26 protein-coding genes and 1 tRNA gene are annotated in these 24905 nt (G+C 63.8%); 11 read left to right on the top strand and 16 right to left on the bottom strand.

Annotated elements, in window-relative coordinates; all coding sequences use genetic code 11:
* Positions 1–1395, top strand: coding sequence for an SLC13 family permease (locus LOM8899_RS10755; RefSeq protein WP_093992200.1), 1395 nt, complete (start codon positions 1–3; stop codon positions 1393–1395).
* Here LOM8899_RS10755 and LOM8899_RS10750 read toward each other — a convergent pair.
* The 13 genes from LOM8899_RS10750 to murA form a co-directional block, all read right to left on the bottom strand.
* Complete coding sequence (locus LOM8899_RS10750) at positions 1392–1571, bottom strand: DNA gyrase inhibitor YacG (RefSeq protein ID WP_093992199.1); 180 nt, start codon at positions 1569–1571, stop codon at positions 1392–1394. The two genes, LOM8899_RS10755 and LOM8899_RS10750, sit on opposite strands and share 4 nt — an antisense overlap.
* Positions 1571–2596 carry a ribonuclease E/G gene (locus LOM8899_RS10745; protein ID WP_093992198.1) on the bottom strand — a complete coding sequence of 342 codons (1026 nt, stop codon included), beginning with the start codon at positions 2594–2596 and terminating at the stop codon, positions 1571–1573. Before LOM8899_RS10745 ends, LOM8899_RS10750 begins: the two co-directional genes overlap by 1 nt.
* Positions 2593–3198: a Maf family protein gene (locus tag LOM8899_RS10740; RefSeq protein ID WP_093992197.1), complete on the bottom strand. Its 606-nt coding sequence runs from the start codon at positions 3196–3198 to the stop codon at positions 2593–2595. The genes LOM8899_RS10745 and LOM8899_RS10740 overlap by 4 nt, the downstream gene beginning before the upstream one ends.
* On the bottom strand, positions 3195–3413 hold the full coding sequence (gene infA, locus LOM8899_RS10735) for a translation initiation factor IF-1 (protein ID WP_013384801.1): 219 nt from the start codon (positions 3411–3413) through the stop codon (positions 3195–3197). The genes LOM8899_RS10740 and infA overlap by 4 nt, the downstream gene beginning before the upstream one ends.
* A gap of 147 nt (positions 3414–3560) precedes the next feature.
* Entirely contained in the window at positions 3561–4139 is a 579-nt protein-coding gene (locus LOM8899_RS10730) for a GNAT family N-acetyltransferase (RefSeq protein ID WP_093992196.1), read from the bottom strand.
* A complete protein-coding gene (locus tag LOM8899_RS10725) occupies positions 4139–4540 on the bottom strand; it encodes a ketosteroid isomerase-related protein (RefSeq protein WP_093992195.1) in 402 nt (133 codons plus the stop codon). Before LOM8899_RS10725 ends, LOM8899_RS10730 begins: the two co-directional genes overlap by 1 nt.
* Entirely contained in the window at positions 4540–5025 is a 486-nt protein-coding gene (locus tag LOM8899_RS10720) for an arsenate-mycothiol transferase ArsC (protein ID WP_093992291.1), read from the bottom strand. The genes LOM8899_RS10725 and LOM8899_RS10720 overlap by 1 nt, the downstream gene beginning before the upstream one ends.
* Before the next feature lie 4 nt (positions 5026–5029).
* A complete protein-coding gene (locus LOM8899_RS10715; RefSeq protein ID WP_093992194.1) occupies positions 5030–5509 on the bottom strand; it encodes a UPF0262 family protein in 480 nt (159 codons plus the stop codon).
* A 66-nt stretch (positions 5510–5575) separates the two neighbouring features.
* A complete protein-coding gene (locus LOM8899_RS10710; RefSeq protein WP_133065015.1) occupies positions 5576–6271 on the bottom strand; it encodes a hypothetical protein in 696 nt (231 codons plus the stop codon).
* 219 nt (positions 6272–6490) lie between these two features.
* Entirely contained in the window at positions 6491–7792 is a 1302-nt protein-coding gene (hisD, locus tag LOM8899_RS10705) for a histidinol dehydrogenase (protein WP_093992192.1), read from the bottom strand.
* A 113-nt stretch (positions 7793–7905) separates the two neighbouring features.
* Positions 7906–8403, bottom strand: a complete 498-nt coding sequence (locus LOM8899_RS10700) for a GNAT family N-acetyltransferase (protein ID WP_093992191.1) — start codon at positions 8401–8403, stop codon at positions 7906–7908.
* Positions 8400–8867 (bottom strand): DUF2948 family protein, encoded by a 468-nt coding sequence (locus LOM8899_RS10695; RefSeq protein WP_093992190.1) that lies wholly within the window; start codon positions 8865–8867, stop codon positions 8400–8402. Before LOM8899_RS10695 ends, LOM8899_RS10700 begins: the two co-directional genes overlap by 4 nt.
* Positions 8864–10132: a UDP-N-acetylglucosamine 1-carboxyvinyltransferase gene (murA, locus tag LOM8899_RS10690; RefSeq protein ID WP_093992189.1), complete on the bottom strand. Its 1269-nt coding sequence runs from the start codon at positions 10130–10132 to the stop codon at positions 8864–8866. Before murA ends, LOM8899_RS10695 begins: the two co-directional genes overlap by 4 nt.
* A 284-nt stretch (positions 10133–10416) precedes the next feature.
* Here murA and LOM8899_RS10685 point away from each other — a divergent pair.
* From LOM8899_RS10685 to LOM8899_RS10675, 3 genes are all read left to right on the top strand, one after another.
* Positions 10417–10491: transfer RNA gene (locus tag LOM8899_RS10685), tRNA-Thr, on the top strand.
* A 354-nt stretch (positions 10492–10845) separates the two neighbouring features.
* Entirely contained in the window at positions 10846–11460 is a 615-nt protein-coding gene (locus LOM8899_RS10680) for a HEAT repeat domain-containing protein (RefSeq protein WP_133065014.1), read from the top strand.
* On the top strand, positions 11457–12086 hold the full coding sequence (locus LOM8899_RS10675; protein ID WP_133065013.1) for a hypothetical protein: 630 nt from the start codon (positions 11457–11459) through the stop codon (positions 12084–12086). Before LOM8899_RS10680 ends, LOM8899_RS10675 begins: the two co-directional genes overlap by 4 nt.
* On the opposite strand, the gene LOM8899_RS10670 is transcribed toward LOM8899_RS10675, so the two are convergent.
* Positions 12080–13000 carry a hypothetical protein gene (locus LOM8899_RS10670; protein ID WP_133065012.1) on the bottom strand — a complete coding sequence of 307 codons (921 nt, stop codon included), beginning with the start codon at positions 12998–13000 and terminating at the stop codon, positions 12080–12082. The two genes, LOM8899_RS10675 and LOM8899_RS10670, sit on opposite strands and share 7 nt — an antisense overlap.
* A 106-nt stretch (positions 13001–13106) precedes the next feature.
* On the opposite strand from LOM8899_RS10670, the gene LOM8899_RS10665 reads away from it, so the two are divergent.
* The 7 genes from LOM8899_RS10665 (at position 13107) to LOM8899_RS10635 (ending at position 21570) form a co-directional block, all read left to right on the top strand.
* Positions 13107–13823, top strand: coding sequence for a hypothetical protein (locus tag LOM8899_RS10665; protein WP_133065011.1), 717 nt, complete (start codon positions 13107–13109; stop codon positions 13821–13823).
* On the top strand, positions 13820–14761 hold the full coding sequence (locus LOM8899_RS10660; RefSeq protein WP_093992184.1) for a hypothetical protein: 942 nt from the start codon (positions 13820–13822) through the stop codon (positions 14759–14761). The genes LOM8899_RS10665 and LOM8899_RS10660 overlap by 4 nt, the downstream gene beginning before the upstream one ends.
* A 475-nt stretch (positions 14762–15236) precedes the next feature.
* Positions 15237–16895 carry an ABC transporter substrate-binding protein gene (locus LOM8899_RS10655; protein ID WP_093992183.1) on the top strand — a complete coding sequence of 553 codons (1659 nt, stop codon included), beginning with the start codon at positions 15237–15239 and terminating at the stop codon, positions 16893–16895.
* Positions 16896–16986: 91 nt separating this feature from the next.
* Positions 16987–18000, top strand: a complete 1014-nt coding sequence (locus LOM8899_RS10650; protein WP_093992182.1) for an ABC transporter permease — start codon at positions 16987–16989, stop codon at positions 17998–18000.
* Positions 18001–18002: 2 nt separating this feature from the next.
* Complete coding sequence (locus LOM8899_RS10645; protein ID WP_093992181.1) at positions 18003–18929, top strand: ABC transporter permease; 927 nt, start codon at positions 18003–18005, stop codon at positions 18927–18929.
* The gene (locus LOM8899_RS10640) at positions 18929–20242 is read left to right on the top strand and encodes an oligopeptide/dipeptide ABC transporter ATP-binding protein (RefSeq protein ID WP_093992180.1); all 1314 of its coding nucleotides are present in this window, start codon (positions 18929–18931) and stop codon (positions 20240–20242) included. The genes LOM8899_RS10645 and LOM8899_RS10640 overlap by 1 nt, the downstream gene beginning before the upstream one ends.
* Entirely contained in the window at positions 20239–21570 is a 1332-nt protein-coding gene (locus LOM8899_RS10635) for an ABC transporter ATP-binding protein (protein WP_093992179.1), read from the top strand. The genes LOM8899_RS10640 and LOM8899_RS10635 overlap by 4 nt, the downstream gene beginning before the upstream one ends.
* A gap of 78 nt (positions 21571–21648) precedes the next feature.
* Here the strand turns inward: LOM8899_RS10635 and LOM8899_RS10630 are convergent, their stop codons facing one another.
* Both LOM8899_RS10630 and LOM8899_RS10625 read right to left on the bottom strand, forming a co-directional pair.
* Positions 21649–23838, bottom strand: coding sequence for an NADP-dependent isocitrate dehydrogenase (locus LOM8899_RS10630; protein ID WP_093992178.1), 2190 nt, complete (start codon positions 23836–23838; stop codon positions 21649–21651).
* A 173-nt stretch (positions 23839–24011) separates the two neighbouring features.
* Complete coding sequence (locus LOM8899_RS10625) at positions 24012–24716, bottom strand: hypothetical protein (protein ID WP_093992177.1); 705 nt, start codon at positions 24714–24716, stop codon at positions 24012–24014.
* Positions 24717–24905: the final 189 nt, after the last annotated feature.

Raw genomic sequence — 24905 nt, 5'->3', positions numbered from 1 at the left:
ATGACCGCCCTGCGCAGCCTTGGGCTTGCCAGACTGATCTCTCTCTTGGCGGTGTCGGCTGCGGCGCTGGTGTTCCTGCTGTCCGCGCCGGAGGACGCGCTGGCCCGGACCGCCGCCCTGTCGGTCGCCTCGATCACGCTGTTCGCGGCCCGCATCCTGCCCGAAACACTGACCGCGATCCTGACGTTTCTGGCTTTCCTCGGCTCGGGGCTGGTCGGCACGGACGTGATCTTTGCCGGATTTTCCAGCAGCGGGTTCTGGCTGTTGTTCGCGGGGCTTGTGATGGGATCGGCCATCACCTCGACAGGGCTGGGACGGCAGATCGCCCTGCGGCTGTTTGCCCGGACGGGCACCTCTTACGGTCGGGCCGTCTGGCTGCTGACCGCCTGCGGGCTGGGTTTGGGCCTGCTGGTGCCGTCGGCCATCCCGCGCGTGGTGGTGCTGTTGCCGATCTCGGTCGCGCTGGCCGAGGCGATGGGGTTCCGCGCGGGCTCTCGCCAAGCCATCGGGCTCGCCATCACGGCGGCCTGCAGCACCTTGATGCCCACATACGCGTTTTTGACAGCGAACCTGCCGGTGATCGTGGAAACCAGCATGATCGAGGCGCTCTACGGCTTTACCCTGCCCTACGGCGGCTATTTCATCCAGCAATGGCCGATCAACCTCGTGCGGCTGGTGGTGCTGGTCTGGCTGATGCTGCGGTTTGCGCCCGACTTGGCCCCTGCCCCCCCGGCGGCCAACCCGACAGACGGAATGGACGCCCCCAGCCCGCTGACCAAGGGCCAATGGCGCCTGTTGATCCTGCTGGCCATCGCCATCGCGCTTTGGGCGACCGACTTCGTCCATGGCATCGCGCCCGCATGGATCGCGCTGAGCATCGCCGCCCTGATCCTGTGGCCGGCGCTTGGCGTCATGGACCGCAACGCCATGAAGAACGACGTGGACCTGTCGCCCGCCTTCTTTATTGCAGGGGTCCTCTGTGTCAGCGGTGCGGCGCAGGTGACCGGGCTGAGCGCTGCGCTGGCCGATGCGCTGATCCCGCTGATGGGTCTGGGCCAGGGCGGCGCGCTGCGCGATCTCTATGCCACCACCGCCTTCACTACCGTCGTCACGCATCTGACCATCGCGCCGGCCACGCCGGTCATTCTGGTGCCATTGGCGGGGTCGATGTCGGAGGCGACGGGCTGGTCGATCGAGACGCTGGCGATGATCCATTCCATCGGGATCGGCAACACTATCCTGCCCTATCAGGCCCCGCCGCTGATCGTGGCGATGGCGCTTGCGCAGATCCCCACCGGAGCACTGACCCGGATCTGTGCGCTGATGGCGGTGGCCAGCTTTGTCGTCGGCCTGCCGCTCACCTTTCTCTGGTGGCGGCTGCTCGGCCTGATCTAGTGCGGCTCCGAGCGGCCCGGATCGTCGCGCAGATCGGGGTCGTCATCCTCGGCGATCTCACCCGGAATGGCATAGGATCCGCTCAGCCATTTCGACAGGTCCAGATCGGCGCAGCGTTTCGAGCAAAACGGCCGATACTTGGGATCGGTCTGCCTGTCGCACATCGGGCAGGCCATCAGATCGCCCGGATAAAGCGGCCCAGATCCGGTCGCTCGCGTTTGCGTTGCAGTTCAAAAAGGCCCATCGGCGTCCACCCTACGAGGCTGGTTTCAATCTGATCGTTGCGGAACGCCGCCCGCAAGGATTGCTCGAGCTGTTTGCGGTTGGATTTCGGCATCGGCGCGAAATCGACGGTGATCTGCCCGCCAAGACCGCGCAAACGCAACGCCCGTGGCAAGGACCGCGCCGCCGCCAGATTGACCTTGAGCGCTGCTGCGGGTGAAGTGTCGGAGCCGGTGTTCACGTCCACCGCAACCAAGGCGCGGGTCGGCTCGACATACATCGAGCCTTCGTCCAGCGGCACATAGCTCGATTTCAACGCCTCCATCAGGTCGAGCACGCCTTCACGCTCGAACCCGCCCGGCTCTGTCACCACGTCCGGGGCCGTCCATTCGCGCCATGCCAGAACATGCGGCCCGTCGCCTTCGGTCAGCGCCTCTGGCTCGGTTCCTTCGGCGTCGCCGTGGACCGCTTCGGCAAGGGCCAGCATCGCGGTGATGTCTTCGGCGATCTCGTCCTCGTCGGCCCCCTCGCAGGAGGACCGCAGGATCAGGCCAAACTCGCCCTCCATGGTGGATTTGGCGATGATGTGCAGACGGTCGCGCTCGTCGTCGTCATTGATCCGGCGCGAGATGTTCAGCCCCGGAGCGCCGGGGGTCACGATAGCATAGCGGCTCTTGAACAGCACCCGGTCGGTGACGGGCACGGCCTTGCCCGCCTCGGCCACGCCGGTGACCTGACAGAGCACCGATTGACCGGGCCGCATCCCCTTGACGTTGCGCAACCAGCCGGCGCCGTCGGGCAAACGCAGCATCATGCCGCCCTGCCCCTTGAGCGGCCGGTCGCAGATGCCGCGAAAGATCGCCCCGACGCGCGGCGCGGTGTCGTCATCGATGAGCAGGTCTTCAAGACGACCATCGACGAGCAGAGCGGCAGCCTCGGCCCCGTTCAGATGATCAAGCACAATGCGGCGGCCCTTCATGGCGCGTCTCCATATACGGGGTATCCGGCGGCGGTCAGCAGCCCCACGGCAACCGACAGCGGCAGTCCGACGACGCCGGTAAACGAGCCGTTGATCGACGGCACGAAGGCGCCCGCCGGGCCTTGGATGGCATAGCCACCGGCCTTGCCCTGCCAATCGCCGGTGGCGAGATAGGCGTCGATCTCTATGCGCGACAGGCGTTTGAAATCGACGCTAGTCATCTGGTCCTTGACCCAGACCCGCGCACCCCTGCGCACGGCGACCGAGGTGATCACCCGGTGCTTGCGCCCGGACAGCATTTCCAGAAAGGACCGCGCCTCGGCCACGTCTGCGGGCTTGCCCAGAATGCGGCGACCCAAGGCGACGGTGGTGTCGGCGCAAAGCGCGACCTCGTCGTCGGCCAGCACCAAAGCCTCGGCCTTGGAGCGGGCGATCCGGTTGACATAGTCGCGCGGCACTTCGGCCTTGCGCGGCGTTTCGTCGATATCGGGGGGGCGGATGTCGTCGGGTGCGAGGCCGATCTGGCCAAGCAGCTCCAACCGGCGCGGCGAGGCCGATCCCAAAACCAGCCTCAGGCCCGCATCGGGCCTGACGGTCGTCACCGGAATCGGTAGTTGATCCGACCCTTGGTCAGATCGTAGGGGGTCATCTCGACTTGCACTTTGTCGCCTGCAAGCACGCGGATGCGGTTCTTGCGAAGTTTGCCTGCCGTATGCGCGATGATCTCATGGCCGTTTTCCAGCTCGACCCTGAACGTCGCATTCGGCAAGAGCTCCTTCACGACACCGGGGAATTCGAGCAGTTCTTCCTTGGCCATGGTCTCTCCGTGGTTCACTGTCCGCCAAAACTACGGACGAGCCACCATATGCGTCCATGCTGCCGGGTTTTCAAGCACTAATCAGCCGACAGGCACGGTTGCAGCGTGGGAAAAGCGGTCAAATCGCCGCAATCGGCAGGCAAAGGCTCACAGCGAGCGCCCCCAGAATTGCATGTCCTTGGCCGTCTCGGCAGGCTGACCCAGATCGGTCCAGCTATATCGGGCCACCACACCGGGCAGCGGGGCATAGCCGCGCGCCGTCCAGAACCCGTCGAGCGGTCGATACCCGGCGGGCCGCGACGGGTGGTCGTCAGGCCGAACCACGGCACAGAACACCGAAATGCGGCGGCCCAGGGCGCGGGCGTGATCCTCGCGCAGGTCAAAGAACCGGTGCCCGATCCCCTGCCCCCGATATTCGGGCAGCAGCACGCTTTCGGCGCAGTAGAATATCTCGGTCAGCCGCTCGCCCTCAAAGGCTGCGGCGAAGTCGTCGGCGTGATCCTCCAGCGGGGTTCCGGTTGCCGCCCCGACGAGGCGGGCACCGTCGAAGGCGCCGACCAGTATGGCCCCACGGCTCTCGCGGTAGCTTTGCAGGTAGCGGTGCTCGTAGTCGAAATCGCCGTCATAGAGATATGGCCAGTCGCGAAACACCGCGATCCGAAGCCGCGCCAGATCAGGCAGCACGGCCTCAAGATCAGCCCCTGTAAGGGGACGAACATCGACCATCACGACACCTGACGCAGCCAATCCGCCAGATTGTAATAGGTGGTGACGCGAGAGATCTTGCCGTCTTCCAACTCGAAGAACGAGCCGCCGGGGAGCCTGTAGCTCTGCCCCTTGGCTTCTGGCAGGCCGGGATCGGTTTCAAGATAGGTGCCGTTGACGATAAATTCGGCCGCCCCGCGTGTGCCGGCACCGGCGGAAAACAGGACCATGTCGGTCAGCTCCTCGCGGTAGCAGCGGGACATGTGGGCGCAAAACTCCGCAAAGGCGGCTTTGCCGGTGCGGATCTGTCCCTCGTTCACGTGATGGGCCACGTCGTCGGTGACGCAGGCCAGCATCGCGTCGGTATCGCCCGCGTTGAAGGCATCGAAATAGGCGCGGAGCACGGGGGTCGCATCGGTCATCAGGTTTCATCCTCTTGAATTCGGGGCGGGCCAAAGCGGGCGATCAACCGCTGCACGATCATGTCGCGGCTCTGGCGATAGGCGACGAGCCGGTCTTCGCGGGCGTCGCCCAATCCTGTGGGATCGAGGATCGGCCAGTATTCCACCTCGATATGATAAAACTGGGTCAGATCAAGCGCCCGGCGCTGGCTGGCCGGAGACAGCGCCAGCACGAGATCAAAGGACGACAGGTCGTCGCCCCATTGCTCCATCTCGTCAAAGCTGCGCGACCGGTGCCGCGACAGCTCTACTCCGATCTCGGCGCAGACGGCGATGGCGAAGCCGTCGATCTCCAGATCGTTTTTGACCCCGACGGACTGGATGTAGCAGTCCATGCCATAGAACTTCTTCATGATGCCCTCGGCCATCGGGGACCGCACGGCATTATGATCGCAGCAAAAGAGGACCGATTGCGGCAGGGGGTTGGCGGAGGGGTCCGTCGGCACCTGCTCAGCCTCCAAAATGCAGAACGCAGATCAGGGTGAACAGGCGGCGGGCGGTGTCGGTATCGACCTCGGCCTTGCCCTCGAGCCGCTCTTGCAGGACGCGCGCCCCTTCGTTGTGGATGCCCCGGCGGGCCATATCGATCGTTTCGATCTGGCTGGGCGGCAGCGTCTTGACCGCGTCGAAATAGCTGGCGCAGATTTGGAAATAGTCCTTCACCACTTGCCGAAACGGGCCGAGCGACAGGTGGAAGGTGGCAGCAGGGCCGCCCTTGGCATCGGAAATGTCGAAGACCAGCCGCTTTTCACGGATCGCGAGGCTGAGCGCGAACGGCCCCGTTGGCGCGGGCCGCCCTTCCCGACCGGGCAGGACGAAGCTGTTCTCTTCCAACAGATCGAACATCGCCACCTTGCGCTCTTGCTCGATTTCGGGCGTCGGCGGCGGCAGGTTGGTATCGTCGAGCGTGATGGCGGAGATATGGGTCATGGCAAGGTCCGTCCTTGAGGCTCGTCCGAGGTAACCCAGAGACCCGTGCTTCGCAATCCGATTTGCCTATGTGTTGCTGGCGGTCACGGTCTGAACGGTTTGCAGATCGGCGCGTGACTTGACGATCCATGCCAATCCGAAGGCCCAGATCCCGATCGCTTCGAACCAGAAGATCAGCTTGTGGTCGATCACGAAAGCCGCGGCCGGTCCTCCGACGAAGTTTTTGATGAACGCCCCGATGGACGTCAGGATCATCGCAATCAACATCATCCACCCAGTCAGGACATAGAGCCTGCGCCGCCCCGGCTTGGCCGTCCGTGCGAATTTCAGGAACGAGAACGCCGACAGGCTGCAAAAGAAGATGAACGCGAAGATGTAATGCACCACCGGCGTCACCCCCAGCCCGACGACCGCCTGTGTCAGCGTCTCGACCTCTCCGGTTCGGCTGGGCGTGGGAAACAGGGCCATGCCGAACGCGCCGATCCCGGCAAGCGTGGCCAGCCAGTCGTCGTCGATGATCTCGCCCGGTTCCCGGCGATACCCAAGGTAGGAGATCAGGAAGACCCCGATGGCGCAGAGCGTTCCGACATAGATGTCGCGGTAGAGCGTGTGATAGAAATCGCTGATCGTGGGCTCGATCCCCGGTTCCTGCAAAAGCCCCCCGATGAGCAGCACCACCGGCAGCATCATCCCCAACAGCCCGAGTGCCAGTCGCACCCGCGTATAGGACATCACCATCTCAGAGCGGATCGTCTCGGGCATCGCCTCGTCCCCATCGCTGGCCGTGGCGCCGGCGCGACCCGGCGGCTGACCGCACCTGACGGGCCTTTGCCCGTCGCCATTGCAATTTCCATTCTTGGCCGCTCGGCTCGGCACAATACGCCGGCCTGCAACCGCGTTCACACCCCGCGGCACCGTCCCGCCAAGAGCCTTCAATGGCCGGAGGTTATGCGGCGGACCCGTGGAAAATCAAGAGCTTCGTCAGCTGTTCAAACGCTTGAGCCGTGCGGTGACACTCAGGCCGTGGGCTTCGAGGCTTTCCGACGCGGCCAGCACCTCGGCAGAGGGGCCGATGGCCCGCAGCGCCTCTGGCGTCATCCGGGCAACCGTCGTCCGCTTGAGGAAATCCAGCGTGCCGAGCCCCGACGAGAACCGCGCCGACCGAGCGGTAGGCAGCACATGGTTCGGCCCGCCGACATAGTCGCCGATGGCTTCGGGCGTCCATTGACCGAGGAAAACCGCGCCCGCATGGGTGATCTTGGCGAACAGCGCCTCGGGGTCGGCGACGCAAAGCTCAAGGTGCTCGGGCGCGATCCGGTCCGACAGCCGCGCCGCCTGATCGAGATCGGAGACCACAATCACGGCCCCGTTGTCGCGCCAGCTGGCCCCGGCGATGGCGCGGCGGGTCAGGCTCTGCAAGCGGTCGTCGACGGCCTTCATCACGGCGCGGCCGAAGTCGGCGTCGGTCGTGATGAGGATCGATTGGGCGCTCTCGTCATGCTCTGCCTGGCTCATCAGATCGAGGGCGATCCAGTCGGGGTCGTTGTCGGCATCGGCAATCACGAGGATCTCGGACGGGCCGGCAATCATGTCGATCCCCACCTTGCCGAAGACCCGGCGCTTGGCGGCGGCGACAAAGGCATTGCCCGGCCCGGTGATCTTGTCGACCGGGGCGATGCTGTCGGTCCCGTAAGCCAGCGCCGCAACCGCTTGCGCTCCGCCGATGCGGTAGACCTCGTCGACCCCAGACAGGCGCGCGGCCAGCAAAACCAAGGGGTTAAGCACGCCGTCCGGGCTGGGCACCACCATCGCAAGGCGCGGCACGCCGGCGACCTTGGCCGGGATCGCGTTCATCAAGACGGACGATGGATAGGACGCCAGCCCCCCCGGCACATAAAGCCCGGCCGCCGAGACAGGCGACCAGCGCCAGCCCAGCTCGGCCCCGGCCGCATCGGTCCAGCGGGCATCCTCGGGCATCTGGCGGGCGTGATAGGCGCGGATACGTTCGGCGGCCAGCTCCAGCGCGTCGCGCTCGGCGGGTGGCACTTGCGCGATGGCGGCGTCGATCTCGGTCTCCGAGACGCGCAGGGTCTCCGGCGTCAGCTCCAACCTGTCAAAGCGGGCGGTCAGCTCGATGACGGCCGCATCGCCGCGGGCCCGAACATCGGCAATGATCGCGGCCACGGCCTCGTCGACGTCGACCGCCTCTTCACGTTTGGCCCCCAGAAGGGCGGCGAACGCAGCATCGAAATCGGGATCGTCAAAGCGCAAAAACACCGGCATCAGATTGGGCCTCCTGCGGGGTCAATACCGAGGGTGAACATTTGCATCAATGGGGTGCCCCTCTTCATTTCGTCAAAACATCCGGGCCTTGTCGCGGCGACGACCCCGCGAGGTCAATCGTCCATTCGCCGGATCATCAGCGCCTCGTCGACATAGCGACCCTCGACGCAGAGCGCACGGGGCCAGATCGCCGCAACCTCGAAGCCAGCGCGGGCATAGGCGGCCTTGGCAGCGGCGTTCTCGACCGACACCATCAGCTCGACCTGCGCCACCCCGTCGGCCCTTGCCTGATCCAAAGCGGCCTCCAACATCGCGGCGAATGCGCCGCTGCCGCGCCGAGTCTCGCGCACATAGGCCGCGTTCAGCGCAGCGCGGTGCGCGGCGTTTCCGGTCTCACGGGTATAGGCCAGCAGCCCTTCCAGACCCTTGTCGGTAAAGAGCCCGAAAATCACCGCGCTCTCGATCCGGTCGACATAGGCCGACAGCGGCTGCCCCTGCCAATCCGCAACGACCGAGCCATAGGCCTCTGGATGCCGGGTCAGCGCCTCCAACCGGACAAAGCGGAACGCCACGGCATCGGCCCCGGTCAGAGGACGGACGGAAAAGGTCATTCCGGATGCGAGGGCGCCCTGCCGGAGGGGGCCGCGTAGGGCCGGGTCACATCGCGCAGCACCACTTCGAGGACAGCGACCTCGATCTCGATCACGCCGTCTCCGGCCAAGGTCAGGACCACCCTGCCCCGCCCCTCGTCGCCCGGCTCGAAGACCAGCGACAACAGCGACAGGACGGTCTCCGCATCGCCCTTTGGCACACCCTGGCTGCGCACGCGCTCGACCTCGTCGATCACCAGCAGCGACCGTACCCGCTCTGCCGAACGGGTCTGGCCGGCATCTTCCCAGCGGAACCGGTTCAACAGAATGGCAAAGCGGCGCTCGCGCGCGATCCAGCGGATTTCATCGGCCGGAAACACCGCGTCCTGCACCAGCGCCGAAATGACCGCGAGGTCGTCGGCGTCAAACGCTTGCAGACGCAGCGGCTTGTCGGCGCCGTCCTTGAAACTGGCGTCTCTGGTCACGATCCCGGCACCCGTTCGATATCGGCGCCCACAGCGCCCAGCTTGTCCTCGACATGCTCGTAGCCGCGGTCGAGGTGATAGACGCGGTTGACCTGCGTCGTGCCTTCGGCCGCCAACCCGGCGAGGATCAGCGACACGGAGGCGCGCAGATCGGTCGCCATCACGGGCGCGCCCTTCAGCTTGGCAACACCGTTCACTGTGGCGTGGCCGCCGTGCACTTCGATATCGGCGCCCATCCGGATCAGTTCGGGGGCGTGCATGAAGCGATTCTCGAAGATCTTTTCCTCGAGCACGGATGTGCCCTCGGCGGTGCAGAGCATCGCCATCATCTGAGCCTGCAAATCGGTGGGAAAGCCGGGGAACGGCTCGGTCACGACATCGACGGCCTTGGGGCGGTCGCCCTTGCAGGACACTTTCAGCCCGGCATCCGTCTCGGTGACCGAGATGCCGGCGGCGTCCAGCTTTTCGGCAAAAGCCGCCACCAGTTCCAGCGTGCCGCCGAGGCATTCGACTTCACCGCCGGCGATGACCGGGGCCAGCATGTAGGTGCCAAGCTCGATTCGGTCGGTGACCACCCGGTGAGTCGCCCCGCCCAGCCGGTCGACGCCCTGAATTTCGATGCGCGACGTGCCCTCGCCCTCGATCTGCGCGCCCATGCCGCGCAGGCAGCGGGCCAGATCGACGATCTCGGGCTCGCGGGCGGCGTTTTCGATCACGGTCGTGCCCTTGGCCAGCGTGGCCGCCATCAGCACGTTCTCCGTCGCCCCGACCGAAGCAAAGCGCAGCGGGACCACGGCCCCCTTGAGGCCCGACTTGGTGGTCGCGAAGAGATAGCCGTCCTTGAGCTCGATCTCTGCGCCCATCAATGTGAGCGCGTCGATGTGAATGTCCATCGGACGGGCGCCGATGGCGCAACCGCCGGGCAGCGACACGATGGCTTGGCCGTGGCGGGCCAAGAGCGGCCCAAGCACCAGGTTCGAGGCCCGCATCTTGCGGACGATCTCGTAATCCGCCCTCTCGCCGTTGAGCGCGTGGCTGGTCATCGCCAGAACCTTGCCCGACTGCATTCCGGTGACTTCGGCACCGAGCGATTGCAGCAGCAGGGTCATCGTCTTGATGTCACTCAGACGGGGGGCATTGGTCAGGGTTAGCGGCTCTTCGCTCAGCAGCGTGGCCGGCATCAGGGCCAGACAGGCATTCTTGGCGCCGGCAATAGGGATTTGACCTTTGAGGGGCTTGCCCCCGCGAACGACGATGGAATCCATGACTACTCTTTCTCTGCCGGCGTCTCTGCCTCTGGGCCTGCCCCCGCCTTCTTGGCTTTTGCCTGCGATTTCCTCTTGGCGATGTTCGCCTTGAGCGCAGCTTTGAGGCGATCTTTGCGATCGGCCTGATTTGGCGGGTTTTGACGGGCTGTTTTCATGGAGGCGTTGATACTTCGGACAGCGCGGCGCGTCCAGCGTCCGAAGCTCACCTCAAAAGACAGCGCCGGAATGGCAGAATACCCCTTGCGCTCTGCCGCTGTCCTTGTAAAAGGCCCGTCACGAAAGCTGCAGTAGCTCAGTGGTAGAGCACTCCCTTGGTAAGGGAGAGGTCGGGAGTTCAATCCTCCCCTGCAGCACCATCTCCCGAAAATCTCATGACCTTATTTGCCGCCCGAGCGACGTATTCGCTGACGGCTGTTGCAGAAACGGCTTGCAGAGCGGCCACAATCGGCGGGCGAGACATAAACCGGCGAGCCATTGCGCCCGCACCTATTCGCTCCTTTGAGCCGACAGTTCTGCGCCTTTGGCCCCTACTTGCGTCAAATCGAAGGGGTTTTGGCGATAACGCAAGCGGCCCAAGGGGCCGGCGTTGTGCCTCCTTCGATATTGTTTGCCGTGTCAAAGGCTTGCCCCTGTATCTCGACTCGCAGCTTGACCCGTTATTTCGCTGAAGTAGTGTTTAGCGCATTGATTTAGGTATGGGAGCGTTTGCAATGAAATACATTCCACTGATCACAGCCGCGCTGTTGTGCGTGGCAGGCCCATCATGGGCGCAGACCTCGGCGGCAGACATTGCCGCGATGGTCGACGAAAAGATGGACGCGATCGACGAGTATGCTGCGCTGCTCAACGATCCGGATCCCGAGCGTTCTCTGGCCGCCATGCAGATCATGATCGGGCTGGAGGACGAACAGGTCAGCCGGATGGCTCTGCAACATGGATTGACCAGCACCAGCCCTGCCGTGCGCCGCGCCGCGCTGAAAGCCTATTTCGACAGCGGCCCGGTTCTGGACATTTTCATTGACGGTTCGTCGCTGGACCTGGACTCGTTTACCGGCAGTCTCAACAACGTCAACGGCACCGTGGATGGGCAAGGCACAGGGTTCGTGTCTCATAAGGTCGGTGGCTTCGACGATGCCAATGGCTGCTATGACTATCATGCGAGTGCCAGCTACTGCCTTGTCACGCTGAGTGAATCCAACGTCGCGATCAATCTCTGGCAGCGCTGGACACCACTGACATTGAATGCCGAAGGCGTCCTGACCGGAATGGTGCAGGTTGGCAGAATGACACCGTCGGTGCCCGTCTCGATCCCGGTGCGCCCATGATCCGAGCTATGGCGCTGGCGCTGCTGATGCCTCTGCCGGCGGTGGCGCAATCCACTGCCGCCGAGATCCTCGGAGCGCTCGACGCACCGACATCGGAGCTGGAGCAATTGATGGAGGTGTTGAACGGCCCGAACGAGGAAAAGGCGCTCACGGCCATGCGGCTGATGCTGGCATCGGGGGATGCCGCGATGCAGCGGCTGGCCCTGCGTGCCGGGCTCAGCAGCACCAGCGGCGTCGCCCGCGGCGTGGCGCTGGAGGCCTATCTAAAGACCCAACCCACCTTGATCGCCTTTGCCTCTGTCGAGGGCGAAGAGGAGGTCAACTCGGGGTTTGCCCGGTGGATGAACGCCAATGGGTCGTTGTCCTCTGACAGAACCGGCAGCTTTCCGATCCCGATCGGTCCCTATCTGGAGGATCAAAATTGCTTTGGCTCTCCCACCCGCCCCAACGACTGCTTCAATCGGTTGGGCGGGACGGAGGTCAGCTTCTTTGTCGGTGCCGCCTGGGGCACGGCGCGGCTGAATGATAGCGGCGAACTGGTCGGTTCGATCAGTCACAGCTTTTCAAGCAATCAGTTCACCGGCCCGATCAGCCTGACGATCCCGCTATTGGGCCAGCTTCAATAGACTTCGACCCGGTCGATCCGCACCGGGCCAGCGCCCTGCACGCTGTCAATTGCGATGATTACCCGCCGCGCAAAGCGCTCGGCGCGGTCGCTGGTGTCGAATGTGCCATCGGGCGCCATTTCGCCACGGGCAAAGCGCTGCGGGTTGCCGCCGCCCTCGGAGGGGTCGATCATGATGCGTATGCCCAGTGGCTTGGCCCCGTCACCTTCGGAGACCACCCGCACCCGGCTGACGCCGACCGCGGCGGCCCCCTCGCCGACGCCGAAGGTCAGCGTCGTGGGGCCGGTAAAGTCGAAATGATAGGCCCCCGTCGCGTTCGCCAGCCCCTCGGCCGAGGTGTCCGGTGACACGGGAGGTGTGCCATAGTCGAGCAGGCGCAGCGGTAGTTGCCCGCGCTCTGCCGCTTGGGCGTTGGGGACCAGCACCACGTTGCGGGACCGTCCCGCAAGCCACTGGCGTGTGGCAAAGGCGATCTCTTCGATCCGGATGAAGGTCATCCGCAGCCCGCCATCCGGGCTTCGCACCACCATGCCCACAGGCTGGCCCTGCGCAAAGAAGAACCCGCCCGACATGCCCTGAAACGCCCGATCGCCCGCGCGGGTGAACTCGGCGTCAAATGTCTTGTGATCGCCGGTATCCACGATGGTCATGGGGTAATCGACGACATTTCCGCCGATTTCGACATAGCGCAGAAATCCGCGTTGGACGCGCCCAGCCACCAGGCGGGTCTGCGAGATGTCCTCGAGACTGGCGGTGCAAGCGGTATCCCCCGCCGCCTGCCGCAGATTGCCGATGGCGAAATCCATGCCGTCCCAGAAATCCGCGAATGCGGTTCCATTGCCAAAGAGCGACGGAGCGGGCGAGGTTTCCGCCTCGAACCGGTCGTCCAGATCGTCGAGCAAATGTCTTGGCATCAAGACCCAACAGATGCCACTATCCTTGAACATGAAGCCCTGCCCATTTTGGTAGGCGTCGATTCGAACAGGTTGCGCCCAAGATGCTGTAGCCACGGTGACTAGTGTGACAAACGACAAAACCAATTTCAGCATGATGACGGCTCTCGCAGCGGGGTTGCTCTCAGTTTTGACCAGTTTGCCTGCGCCGTCCACTGCCGAAGAGGCGCGTCTGGTGACAGAGCCTTTCAACGAATCCGTCCGCCCCGAGGCCAACACAGGCGGCGCGCGGGTTGTGGGGCTTCAGTTTCTGGGTGGGTCGGCGGAGGCCGATCTGCACGCTCTGATCCCGGCGCGATGGGCCGATGCCCCGCATTTTTGCGTGCGGACCAACTCGTCTGACGGGCTGTATGACAGCGTGAACACCTATCACATGCCGCAAGACCTGACCGCCCCCGTCGAGGTGCCGCACCTGCGCGATTCCGAGCATGACGGCATCATCACGAGCCTGCACCCCGAAGGCTTTGGCATTCGCATCACTCGCGACGATTGCGACGCCGTGACGGACGACACGCCAAACGCCCTCGGCCTGTGGCGCGATGCACGGCCCGGCGATAGCTTTGCGATCTTTGTGAACAGCTTTGACGCCGACAGGGTCGTCGCCTATCCGCAGCAGGGCTCCGGCGTCGAATGCGAGCCGATCGGCGCCGATATCTCGGTGGCCTTCGATCAGCGTTGCGTGTTGCCACTGCCGCTCGACATGACGCAATTCTATGTGGAATTACAGCCGATCAAGAACGGACGTCGGGGCCGGATCGAGACAATCCTGATCGACACAAGATGACAGAGGCGCCGGATCCTCGTCCGCCCTTCGGTGCCATCCGACGCACCCTTCGCCGCATGGTAGCGGCTGGCAAAACCGCTCAATTCGCGCTCGCCATCATGGTCTTGCTCACCGTTCTGATCCTGCTTGCCCCTACGCGGACGATTCAGCTTCAGGCACGCAGCCTTTCGGCGGAGGTCCAGATCATGGGCGAGCCGCTGCAGTGGAATCTGGATGGCGCCATCGTTTGCGCTCCGTCGTTGGACCGTGATCTTACCGATCCTGATTGTGGCGCGATGGCGAGCCAACTCACCTTGCCGGACGAGGACTATGAATGGGTCCGGGGCCAACAGCTTCGGATCGACTGGACGACAGACGACCTGCGCATCACGTCGTTGAACGAGGGGTCAAATTGGCCCGCCAATACCGTCTTCATCCTCTCGCACGAGGACGCACAGCGCAACGGTGCGCTCGCCTTCGTCGGCCATGTGACCATCGGCCAAGAGATCGGCGCAGGCTCGACCGGCTATGTGCTGGAAGGCCAGTATACGATCTATGAACAGGGACTGTTGGCGCGGTTCTTGCCCTCGTGGTCTCCTGACGTCACCCGGCAGGGCGAAATCCGGCGCGGCGATGCGATCCGCATAGTGTGCAAGAGGAACTGGATTTCGCCATGTGAGGATGAAGAGCCGTTGGACGAGCCAAGGCTCTTCTCCAATCAGGTGTCGGGCTCTATCACCATGGACAGTGATGGCGAAGCGGGCATTCATGTCGTGGGCCTCGGGGTCGAATCCAACAGCATGGTTGAAATCGCCTATGCTGGCCGCAGCGAGGCACTGTTGGTGCGTCCCAACTGGATACAGCGGGCAGCGGCAAGCTCGGGCCTCTTGGCGCTGTCCTTGCTGTTTTCACTGATTGCCCCGTTGCTGTTACCATTCTTTGAGAAACGGAAGGGGTGAGGAGCGCATCATCTCGATGGTGCCGCTTTTCTATCCGATAGCAACGCGGCGCATCTGATTACGGCGGTCAGCCATTTTGAGTTGCAGGTTGGATGCGGCGTGTGCGTCTCCCCGGGGCGATGAGCGTCACAGCCGTCATGCGTATTGGTTAGCCGTGTGAATTGGCACGCGGACGCAATGGGCAGAGAATCCCGCTTCGCCGGGTCTTGCTTTCGGTCGCGGGATCACGGGGGTGCCTCTCTCCGTCGCATGTCTTGGCCCGCCTCCCCGCCCCCGCCCGCCTAGTATTAACCAACAGTCACAACATCTTGGTTGCGGCCCATCCCCCCGACATGCGCGTCACGGTGAAACCGTAGACACAAAGACATCGCTTTGCTACGCTTGCCGGTGCAAACGATTGCGCAAGCTGAGGGTTACGAGGAGACGTGTTTAAGAGGTTTCGCAGGTTGAGCGATCACAGGGGGGAGAAACCACAATGAACTTCGAAAGACGTCTCGAATTGCGACCACTGGTCGTGACGACCGCCATCGGCCTGCTCTTTGCCACAGGTGCCTTTGCTCAGGACATGCGCGACACCATCGTGCACGGCGCGGATGAGGAACCCGCCACGCTCGACCCATCGCAGGTCGAACCGGGCGCGGGCGGCGAAGCGGTCATCTTTCACGTCTATGATCGGCTGCTGACGGTCGGGGCCGACTCTGCCGATTTGTTGCCGTCGTTGGCGACAGAGGTGCCAACCCGCGACAATGGGCTGATCTCGGAGGATGGGCTGACCTACACCTTCCCGCTGCGCGAAGGCGTGGTGTTCCACGATGGCACCCCGTTCACGGCCGACGATGTGATGTATTCGTGGGACCGGGTGATTGAAATGGCGATGCCCGAAGGGGCCTCTGATATTCTCAGCGACAAGATCGCCGAGATGCGCGTCGTTGACGATTTCACTTTCGAAGTGACGCTGAACCAGATTGACGCAAGCTTCCTGTATTCGTCGGTCTTACCGATGACAGCCTCCATCGTCAGCCAGGACGCGGTCGAGGCAAACGGCGGTGTCGCCGAAGGTGAGCCAAACGAGTTTCTCTCGGGAAATCCTGTCGGCACCGGGCCGTATCAGCTTGCGGGCTGGAACCGCACCGAGAACCTGACGATCGAAGTCAACGACGGCTATTGGGGCACGCCAGCCTTTGACAACGTGCGCTGGGAATTCGGGCTTGATCCGGACGTGCGGGTGCTGGGCCTGCGCGCGGGCGAGTTTGATACGGTCGAGACCGATCCTTCCTATATTGCTGATCTTGAAGGCGTCGAAGGCGTTATCGTCTACGGCGAAGGGCTCTTGCTGGAGCCGCTGCACATCGGGTTCAACCTCAACATCCCCGAAGGCGTCTTGCCGTCGGGCGATACAATCCCGCTCGACTTCTTTCACGATGTCCGTATCCGCAAGGCATTCAACTACGCCTTCGATTACAACGCCTTCGTGAATGGCGCCCTCGCCGGGTTTGGTCAGGTCAATCCGCATTACGTGCCAATCGGCGTGTTTGGGTATGATCCAGAAGCCCCGATCTATGACACTCAGGATTTGGCCGAAGCAGAGCGCTTGTTCCGCGAAGCCGGTGTTTGGGACGAAGGATTCACCGTCTCGGTTGTCGTCGAATCCGGGTCTTTGTTCGAAATTCAGTGCCTGATCCTCAAGGATTCAATCGAGCGGCTGAACCCGAACTTCCGCATCAACGTGGCCGGAGTGGCCGAGGCGGTCTTTGACGAGGCATTGGCCCAAAGCCCGGTCGAATATGCCATGTGGGCCAAGAACGGCGATCCAGCGGCAGACCCGTCGGCCTATCTGGAGACCTATGCCCATCCCGACGGCGAATGGGGCGAGGTGCACGGCTTTGCCAACGGCTACGCCGATCCCGAGGCCGTCGGCGCGTTGATCGACGCGATTGCCCAAGAGCTCGACCCGGCGACCCGCGCGGACCTGATCGGAGAGGCACAGCGCGTGCTCTACGACGATCCGATGTGGCTCATCGGGGCGCAGGAAGGGGCCGTCACCGCCTATCGTGACACCATCAAGGGCATGGTGATCCAGCCGCTGTGGCCACGCCCGTCGATGAACTTCGCGCTCTACGACAAGCAGAACTAGGCGCCGACCGACATGGCCCTTGGCGTCTGACCGGATGCCAAGGGCCTGCTCCGGCCCACCACCCTGCCCCATTTGAGCCAGACGAGGCCCCATGCAACTTCGCGACTATATCATCCGACGTCTGATCGTGCTGCCCATCCTGCTCTTGGGGGTGTCGATCATCGTGTTTTCGCTGACCCGCATCGCGGGCTCACCTGTGGGGGTCTATCTCAGCCACGAGATGTCCGCCGCCGAGGTGCTGCAAATCGAACAGCGCTTCAATTTGGACAAGCCCCTGCCGGTGCAGTATTTCTACTGGCTCAAGGGCGTGTTTCAGGGCGATTTCGGCTGGTCCGGTGTGGCCTCCGCCCCGGTTGCCGACGTCTTTCCGGCGAAATTCGCGGCGACGATGGAGCTGTCGATCACCTCCGCGATCGTGGCCGTGGCGCTTGGGCTGTGGCTCGGGACATATGCCGGGGTGCGCCGCAACAAGATGCCCGACCATATTACCCGGATCGTCGCGGTCAGTGCCGCCAGCCTGCCGCTGTTTTGGTTTGGCATCCTGCTGCTCATCGTGTTTTGGGCCAATCTGGGCTGGTTCCCGGTCGGACGCAGCACCAATGACATCTGGGAAAGCATCGCCCACCCGACAGGGTTCTACATCATCGATTCGATCCTCGCGGGCAGCCTGACCGCTCTGCTCGACGCGCTTTGGCACCTCGTTCTGCCCTCGATCACGCTGGGCTTTGGCGGGGTGGCGATCATTGCCCGGATGATGCGGTCATCCCTGATCGAAGAACTCCAGCAGGACTATGTCGATGCGGCGCGCGCCAAGGGCCTGCCTGAACGGCTGGTGCTCAAGCGGCATGCCAAGCGTAATGCGCTGGTGCCGACGGTCACCGTGATCGGCCTGACCATCGCGTTTCTGATGCAGGGGGCGATTGCCGCCGAGATCATCTTTCGATGGCCAGGCCTTGGGCGCTGGATGGCCGACGCCGTGGTGCGCGGCGATCAGGCCACGATCATGACCTATGTGCTGTTCACCAGCGTATTGTTCCTGCTGGCAAATCTGGTGGTCGACATCATCTATGCCAAGCTTGACCCGCGCGTCCGGTTGGGGGACTGAGCATGACAGATGCATCCTCCCCCCTCCGCCGCCCGTCCCTGCCCCGCGAAACGGCGCTGCGGGTGCGTATGCGGCGCTCTGGCGAACTGGCCGTCAAGATCCTGTCGAACCCGACGACGATCTTCGGCTTTGTCATCATCCTCTTGATGCTGAGCATGGCGCTGTTCGCGCCGTGGCTGACCACGCCAAACGCGCCAGACCCCTATCAGATGCCACGCGACTGGGGCGCCTTGCGGATGCCGCCCGGCACCCCGAACCACCCGTTGGGCACCACCAACACCGGCGGCGATGTGCTCTACGGAATCATCTGGGGCAGCCGAACATCGCTGCAACTGTCGATCATCGTGGTCTCGGTCACAGTCGTGATCGGCACCGCCATAGGCAGCATCGCGGGCATGGTGGGTGGCAAGATCGACGAGATCCTGATGCGGATCGTCGATGTGTTCCTGTCGATCCCCGAACTGATCTTTGCCCTGGCGATTGCCGCCATCCTCGGGCCGTCGTTCACCAACATCATCCTGTCGCTGTGCCTTGTATTCTGGGTGAAATACGCCCGGATCATGCGGGCGCAGATCATTCTGGTGAAACAGAACGACTACGTCGACGCCGCCCGGATCATGGGAGACAGCCGGCTCAACATCTATTTCCGTGACATCCTGCCCAATGCGGCCACGCCGGTCATCGTGCAAGCCACGCTCGATATGGGGGCCATCGTTCTGATCGGAGCGACCCTGTCGTTCATCGGGCTGGCGGAATCCGGGATCGCGGAATGGGGGGTGCTGGTGTCCGAAGGGCAAGCGGGCATCGCCTCTGGCCGCTGGTGGGCGTCGACCTTTCCGGGGCTGATGATCTTTCTCTGGGCGCTGGCGTTCAACCTCGTGGGCGACGGGCTGCGCGACGCGCTAGATCCCCGCACGGAGGGCCGGTGATGAGCATGGAGATGTCCGACACCAAATCGGCGCGACCCGTCACGCCTGTCACCATCGCCTCGGTGCGGGGGCTGAAGGTTCACTTTCAGTCCAAGGCTGGACGAGTGCATGCCGTCGACGGCGTCGACTTCGACGTGCGCGACGGTGAAACGCTGGGGCTGGTGGGGGAAACCGGTTGCGGAAAATCCGTCACCGGGCGGGCGTTTCTGCGGCTCTTGCCGGTGCCACCGGGCATTCTGGCAGGCGGCAGCGTCATGTTCCGGCCGCAGACCACTTGCCCCGATTGCCAAGGCGACGGCTGCGAACGCTGCGACGACAGCGGGCGCAGGCCCGCCCCCTGCCCGAAATGCCGTGGCCAAGGGTGCACCACATGCGACCAGACCGGCATCGAAAGCCTTGATCTGCTCACGATCTCGGACGCGCGGATGCGCGATATCCGGGGCGATCGGATCGCCATGATCTTTCAGGATCCGAGCAAGGCGCTGAACCCGACGCTGACCATAGGCGAGCAACTGGGCGAGGTTTTCCTGCAGCATCGTCATGCCGACCTCTTGGCCGCTGCCGGGATCGCGGAGGACCAGCCGGGCTGGCAAGCCTCGGCCCTTCGGCGTTTGGCCAGCCAGCAGGACCGCGGCACAGACCGCCTCCTGGTCAAGCTCTCGGGCGCCATGCGGCGCAAACACCGGGCCATCCGGCAGGCGTTGGACGAACGGATCGCCGCGGCGCTCTCCGAGACGCAGATCCCCAATCCGCAACGGGTCATGCAGAGCTTTCCGCATGAGCTGTCGGGCGGGATGCGGCAGCGGGTGATGATCGCGCAAGCGCTTGCCTGTGACCCCGATCTGATCATCGCAGACGAGCCGACGACAGCGCTCGACGTGACGGTGCAGGCGCGGATCCTCGATCTGGTCCGGCAGTTGCAGACCAGCCGTGGCAGCAGCGTCATCTACATCAGCCACGACCTGTCCGTGGTGCGCCACATCTGCGACCGGGTCGCGGTGATGTATGCCGGGCGGGTCGTCGAAATCGGCGACGTAGAGCAGCTTTTCACCAACCCGCGCCACCCCTACACCCAAGGGCTGCTGGCGGCCGTGCCGACCACGCGCACACCGCGCGGACAACTGGCGGCGATCCCGGGATCGGTGCCCGAATTGATCGATCCGGGGCCGTCCTGCCGGTTTGCCGACCGCTGCGCAAAGGCGCACGGGCCCTGTGCCAGCCACGACCCGGCACTACAGCCCGTCAGCGCCGGACACGACGTCGCCTGCTTTTTGGAGCATCCGATCACCACAGCATCGAGGGCCCGCGCATGACCCGGCTGCAATCGAGCTTTACCCCCGATGCGAGCAAGGACGGCGGCACCCTGCTCAGCGTGCGCGATGTGGCCAAACACTACCCGATCCGGTCCGGAGCGCTTCAGCGGGTGGTCGGTCAGGTGCGGGCGGTCGATGGCGTCAGCTTTGACATCCGACGGGGCGAAACCCTCGGGCTCGTGGGCGAATCCGGCTGCGGCAAGACCACGTTGGGGCGGCTGGTCAGCGGGCTGATCGCGCCGACCTCGGGGCAGACCTATTACGACCTCGACAGCAGCAGCCTCGCTGCTTTGGACGCCGCCCAGACCTTGCCCGAAGCAGAGCGACACGCGGCGCTGGCCGCGATCAACGCCGCCCACGGCATCGAGACCATGCCCATCGAGGCCAAGAACCGGTTTCGGCGCAATTGCCAGATGGTGTTTCAGGACAGCTTTTCGTCGCTCAACCCCCGTCACCTTGTCATTGACCTGGTCGGACGGCCCTTGCGGGTTCACAAGGAGGCCTCCGGCTCTGATCTGACCGAACGGGTCGTCGAACTGCTCGAACAAGTGGGGCTCGGTCGGCAGCACCTCTACCGCTATCCGCACCAGTTTTCCGGCGGGCAGAGACAGCGGATCTCGATTGCCCGGGCCTTGGCGCTCGATCCAGAGCTGATCATCCTCGATGAGCCGACGAGCGCGCTGGACGTCTCGGTTCAGGCCCAGATCCTGAACCTTCTCAACGACCTACAGGCCGAACGGAACCTCGCCTATCTCTTCGTCACCCATGATCTGTCGGTGGTCGAACACATGGCGGACCGGATCGTGACCATGTATCTGGGCAAGGTGGTGGAAGCAGGACCAACACGGTCGATATTCGACGCCTCGGCCCACCCCTATACACGGGCGCTGATGGCCGCCAAGCTGGATCTCGGCCCGGCGGGGGCAGCCAGCGAAAACAAGGCGGTTCTGGACGGTGCCGTGCCCGATCCGGCGCGGCCGCCACGCGGGTGCCGGTTTCACACACGCTGTCCTGTCGCCACCGCACAATGCGGCTGGGAGATTGACGATATCGTGCGCATTCTTGAACGACACGAGGCACTCTGCGACACGCTGACAGACGTCACGCGTGAGAGCGATTTTGCCGGAACACTGGTGTTTGAGGATGCGGACGCGGCCCAAAAGATGGCGGCGGTGCTTGCATCAGAGGCCGTGCCGCAGCCCTTCCGGGATGCATTGGAACTGGCCGAAACCACCGGCACAAAGCTGCGCGTCCGGTTCCGGCAGGCCGAAGACATCAAGCTAACCCGGCGCGGACCGGATCACCTCGCGGCCTGCGTGCTCGGCTGACCCGATCTTGCGGCAATCGCAAAGAACGGGCCGCGCCCCGATCATCGGAGGCGCGGCCCGAAGCATCACAAAACCGACTTAGCCGATGATGTCGTTCAGCGTCTTCGAGGGGCGCATCACGGCGGCGGTCTTGGCGGCGTCGGTCTTGTAATAGCCCCCCAGGTCGACAGCAGGGCCTTGAACGGCGGCGAGCTCGGACAGGATCGCCGCTTCGTTCGCGGCCAGCGCCTCGGCAATCGGGCCGAAATGCTTAGCCAGTTCGGCATCGTCGCTCTGCGCGGCCAGCGCCTCGGCCCAGTAGCGGGCAAACCAGTAGTGGCTGTCGCGGTTGTCAGGCTCGCCGACCTTGCGCGAAGGCGAGCGGCCATTGTCGAGGATGCCCTGCGTCGCGGCATCCACCGCCTTGCCGAGCACGCGGGCCTTCTCATTGGATTTCACATCCGCAAGGAAGGTCAGGCTTTCGCCCAAGGCGCAGAATTCACCAAGGCTGTCCCAGCGCAGGTGGTTCTGCTCGACGAGCTGTTGCACGTGCTTGGGGGCAGAGCCGCCTGCCCCGGTCTCGAACAGGCCGCCGCCGTTCATCAGCTTGACGATCGACAGCATCTTGGCCGAGGTCGCAAGCTCGAGGATCGGGAACAGGTCCGTCAGATAGTCGCGCAGCACGTTGCCGGTGATCGCGATGGTGTTTTCGCCCTTGGTGATGGTCTCGAACGAGGCGCGGGTCGCCTCACGCGGGGCCATGATCTCGAACTTGTCGGCAACGCCCTTGGCCTCGAGGATCGGGGTGACATAGGCGATCAGCTCGGCATCGTGGGCGCGGTCCGCATCCAGCCAGAAGATCGCGCGGCAGCCTTCGGCCTTCTGGCGGTCGATGGCCAGATTCACCCAGTCTTCGATCGGCGCCTTGCGGGCGGAGGCAGAGCGCCAGATGTCGCCCGCCTCGACCTTGTGCTCGTGCAGGACGGTGCCGTCGTCGAGGATCATCTTGACGGTCCCCGCATGGGGGATCTCGAAGGTGGTCGGGTGAGAGCCGTATTCCTCGGCCTTCTGCGCCATCAGGCCGATGTTCTGGACGGTGCCTGCGGTGGCCGGGTTCAGCTTGCCGTTTTCTTTGAAGAACTTGATCGTCTCGTCATAGACCGGTGCATAGGAATTGTCCGGGATCACGCAGTTGGTGTCGGATTCCTTGCCATCCGGGCCCCAGCCCTTGCCGCCAGCGCGGATCAGCGCAGGCATGGAGGCGTCGATGATCACGTCGGACGAGACGTGCAGGTTGGTGATCCCCTTGTCAGAATCCACCATATACATCGGCGGACGGGCGGCCATGCAGGCATCGATATCGGCCATGATCGCGGCGTTGTCCTTGACCCGCGCCAGCAGATCGCCGAGGCCCGCGTTCGGGTTCACCCCCAGATCGGCCATCGCGGCGGCGTGCTTCTCGAACACCGGGGCGAGGAAGGCTTTGACGGCGTGACCAAAGATGATCGGGTCGGAGACCTTCATCATGGTCGCCTTCATATGCAGCGAGAACAGGGTGCCTTCGTCTTTGGTCGCCTCGATCTGCTCGGCCAGAAACGCCTTGAGCGCGGCGGCACTCATGAAGGTGGCGTCGACGACGGTGCCAGCGGGATAGCTGACGCCCTCCTTGAGCACGGTTTCGCCCTCGTCCGACACCAACACGATCTTGGCGGTGGTGTCCTTGTCCAGCGTGGCCGAAACTTCGTTTGAGAAGAAATCACCGCCCGACATCGACGACACATGTGTCTTGCTGTCTGCGGTCCAGTCGCCCATCCGATGCGGGTTGTTCTGGGCAAAGCTCTTGACGGCCTTGGCCGCCCGGCGGTCGGAATTGCCCTCGCGCAGAACCGGGTTCACGGCAGAGCCCTTGAGCGCGTCATACTTGGCGCGGGCGTCCTTTTCGGCGTCGGTCGCAGGGGCCTCCGGGTAGTCGGGGATCGCATAGCCCTGCGACTGAAGCTCCTTGATCGCGGCGACCAACTGCGGCACCGAGGCCGAGATGTTCGGCAGCTTGATCACGTTGGCTTCGGCGGTCTTCACCAGCCGGCCAAGCTCGGCCAGATCGTCGGACTGGCGCTGGTCTTCCTTCAGATGCTCGGGAAACGCCGCGAGGATGCGGCCCGCCAGGCTGATATCCTTTGTGCCCACGGACACCCCGGCCGCAGCCGCGAAGGACTGGATGATCGGGAGCAACGACGCAGACGCCAATTCCGGCGCTTCGTCCACTTTGGTATAGATGATATCGGACATGGGAATCCCCTTGGAAGTGGTTTTGCCACTGCATACCCCAAGTGATCGCGGACGTCGACAGTATACCGTTGTATACGACTTCGATTGGCAACCACAGGACAACGCGCGATGCGGCGGTGGGCCGGATGAGCGTCGCCACGCAGGGGATCGACCTCGCGCAGCCTCGGGCCGATTCACATATCCGGGAGCCGGCTCTCCAAAAGCATGATCTTTTGCCAGACCTTGCGCGACAGGGTGCTGCCCAGCATCTCGATGTCGTTGACCGCCTCGATCACCCCTTCGTCGGTGACGGATTGGGAAAACAGGGCCGCCAGCTTGCCGGTGATCGAAATCATCTCGGAGCAATAGTCCAGGTAGCGGGTCAGTTCCGCCGGGGTCAGCAGACGCTCCGGCGAGGCGGCCGTGCGCTGGTAGCCGGCCAAAAGGACGACCGGGTCCTTGGTCAGTTGGTGCATGTCGATCACATGGACGATCGAGCGGAGCGAATGCAGGTGGCCGATCACCCGGTCGCGCTTGATCCGGGCCTCGGTCTTGATCAGGGCGGTCAGGCCCAGCCCCGCAAGGATGGCCGTATTGATGACCGCCTCGATACTCTCGACCGAGCGAAGTGCGATTCCGGTTAGGCGGTCAAAGGACAGGAACGTGCCGACATAGGCAAAGGTCAGCGCCCCGCAGATCACGACGCCCAGCAACAGCAGGCGCAAACTCCAGATCGGGCCTTCGAGCTTGTGAGCCGCACGGGCGATATCGCCGCTGAGCACGACCAGTTCGACAGCCACCAGTCGCAGGCCGGACTCTGGAAATCGGGTCGCCACGCGGGCTTCCAGTTTGGTGGCCGTCGCGATGATCTTGTCGGGGTTCAGGCTTCTGTACGGCATCGGCACCCTCAAGGAAAAAGGGGCCCCCGAAGGGGCCCCGAGGTTCGCGAATCAAGCTCAGTTATTTGTACCGCCCGGTGTTTTTTGCCTGCGGCCTGATCCACGTCAGAGGCGAGCGCACCCGCCTCGGAAAACCCGCGGATTTCCCAAGGGAAATCTGCGGCGCGGGGAGAGCGGTTTCGCAGAAAC

Origin of the sequence: Flavimaricola marinus (assembly GCF_900184895.1) — a bacterium.
GTDB lineage: Bacteria > Pseudomonadota > Alphaproteobacteria > Rhodobacterales > Rhodobacteraceae > Flavimaricola > Flavimaricola marinus.
Note: the sequence above shows the minus strand (reverse complement) of the source record. Positions and strands in the feature narration are given on the sequence as shown.

Coding starts and splice junctions, on each gene's coding strand:
- LOM8899_RS10745 (WP_093992198.1), bottom strand. CDS start 2,596: ATGAAGGGCCGCCGCATTGTGCTTGATCATCTGAACGGGGCCGAGGCT.
- LOM8899_RS10750 (WP_093992199.1), bottom strand. CDS start 1,571: ATGGCCTGCCCGATGTGCGACAGGCAGACCGATCCCAAGTATCGGCCG.
- LOM8899_RS10680 (WP_133065014.1), top strand. CDS start 10,846: ATGAAATACATTCCACTGATCACAGCCGCGCTGTTGTGCGTGGCAGGC.
- LOM8899_RS10725 (WP_093992195.1), bottom strand. CDS start 4,540: ATGACCGATGCGACCCCCGTGCTCCGCGCCTATTTCGATGCCTTCAAC.
- LOM8899_RS10630 (WP_093992178.1), bottom strand. CDS start 23,838: ATGTCCGATATCATCTATACCAAAGTGGACGAAGCGCCGGAATTGGCG.
- hisD (WP_093992192.1), bottom strand. CDS start 7,792: ATGCCGGTGTTTTTGCGCTTTGACGATCCCGATTTCGATGCTGCGTTC.
- LOM8899_RS10755 (WP_093992200.1), top strand. CDS start 1: ATGACCGCCCTGCGCAGCCTTGGGCTTGCCAGACTGATCTCTCTCTTG.
- LOM8899_RS10625 (WP_093992177.1), bottom strand. CDS start 24,716: ATGCCGTACAGAAGCCTGAACCCCGACAAGATCATCGCGACGGCCACC.
- LOM8899_RS10730 (WP_093992196.1), bottom strand. CDS start 4,139: ATGGTCGATGTTCGTCCCCTTACAGGGGCTGATCTTGAGGCCGTGCTG.
- LOM8899_RS10675 (WP_133065013.1), top strand. CDS start 11,457: ATGATCCGAGCTATGGCGCTGGCGCTGCTGATGCCTCTGCCGGCGGTG.
- LOM8899_RS10655 (WP_093992183.1), top strand. CDS start 15,237: ATGAACTTCGAAAGACGTCTCGAATTGCGACCACTGGTCGTGACGACC.
- murA (WP_093992189.1), bottom strand. CDS start 10,132: ATGGATTCCATCGTCGTTCGCGGGGGCAAGCCCCTCAAAGGTCAAATC.
- LOM8899_RS10635 (WP_093992179.1), top strand. CDS start 20,239: ATGACCCGGCTGCAATCGAGCTTTACCCCCGATGCGAGCAAGGACGGC.
- LOM8899_RS10670 (WP_133065012.1), bottom strand. CDS start 13,000: ATGCCAAGACATTTGCTCGACGATCTGGACGACCGGTTCGAGGCGGAA.
- LOM8899_RS10715 (WP_093992194.1), bottom strand. CDS start 5,509: ATGACCCATATCTCCGCCATCACGCTCGACGATACCAACCTGCCGCCG.
- LOM8899_RS10660 (WP_093992184.1), top strand. CDS start 13,820: ATGACAGAGGCGCCGGATCCTCGTCCGCCCTTCGGTGCCATCCGACGC.
- LOM8899_RS10710 (WP_133065015.1), bottom strand. CDS start 6,271: ATGCCCGAGACGATCCGCTCTGAGATGGTGATGTCCTATACGCGGGTG.
- LOM8899_RS10645 (WP_093992181.1), top strand. CDS start 18,003: ATGACAGATGCATCCTCCCCCCTCCGCCGCCCGTCCCTGCCCCGCGAA.
- LOM8899_RS10700 (WP_093992191.1), bottom strand. CDS start 8,403: ATGACCTTTTCCGTCCGTCCTCTGACCGGGGCCGATGCCGTGGCGTTC.
- LOM8899_RS10640 (WP_093992180.1), top strand. CDS start 18,929: ATGAGCATGGAGATGTCCGACACCAAATCGGCGCGACCCGTCACGCCT.
- infA (WP_013384801.1), bottom strand. CDS start 3,413: ATGGCCAAGGAAGAACTGCTCGAATTCCCCGGTGTCGTGAAGGAGCTC.
- LOM8899_RS10650 (WP_093992182.1), top strand. CDS start 16,987: ATGCAACTTCGCGACTATATCATCCGACGTCTGATCGTGCTGCCCATC.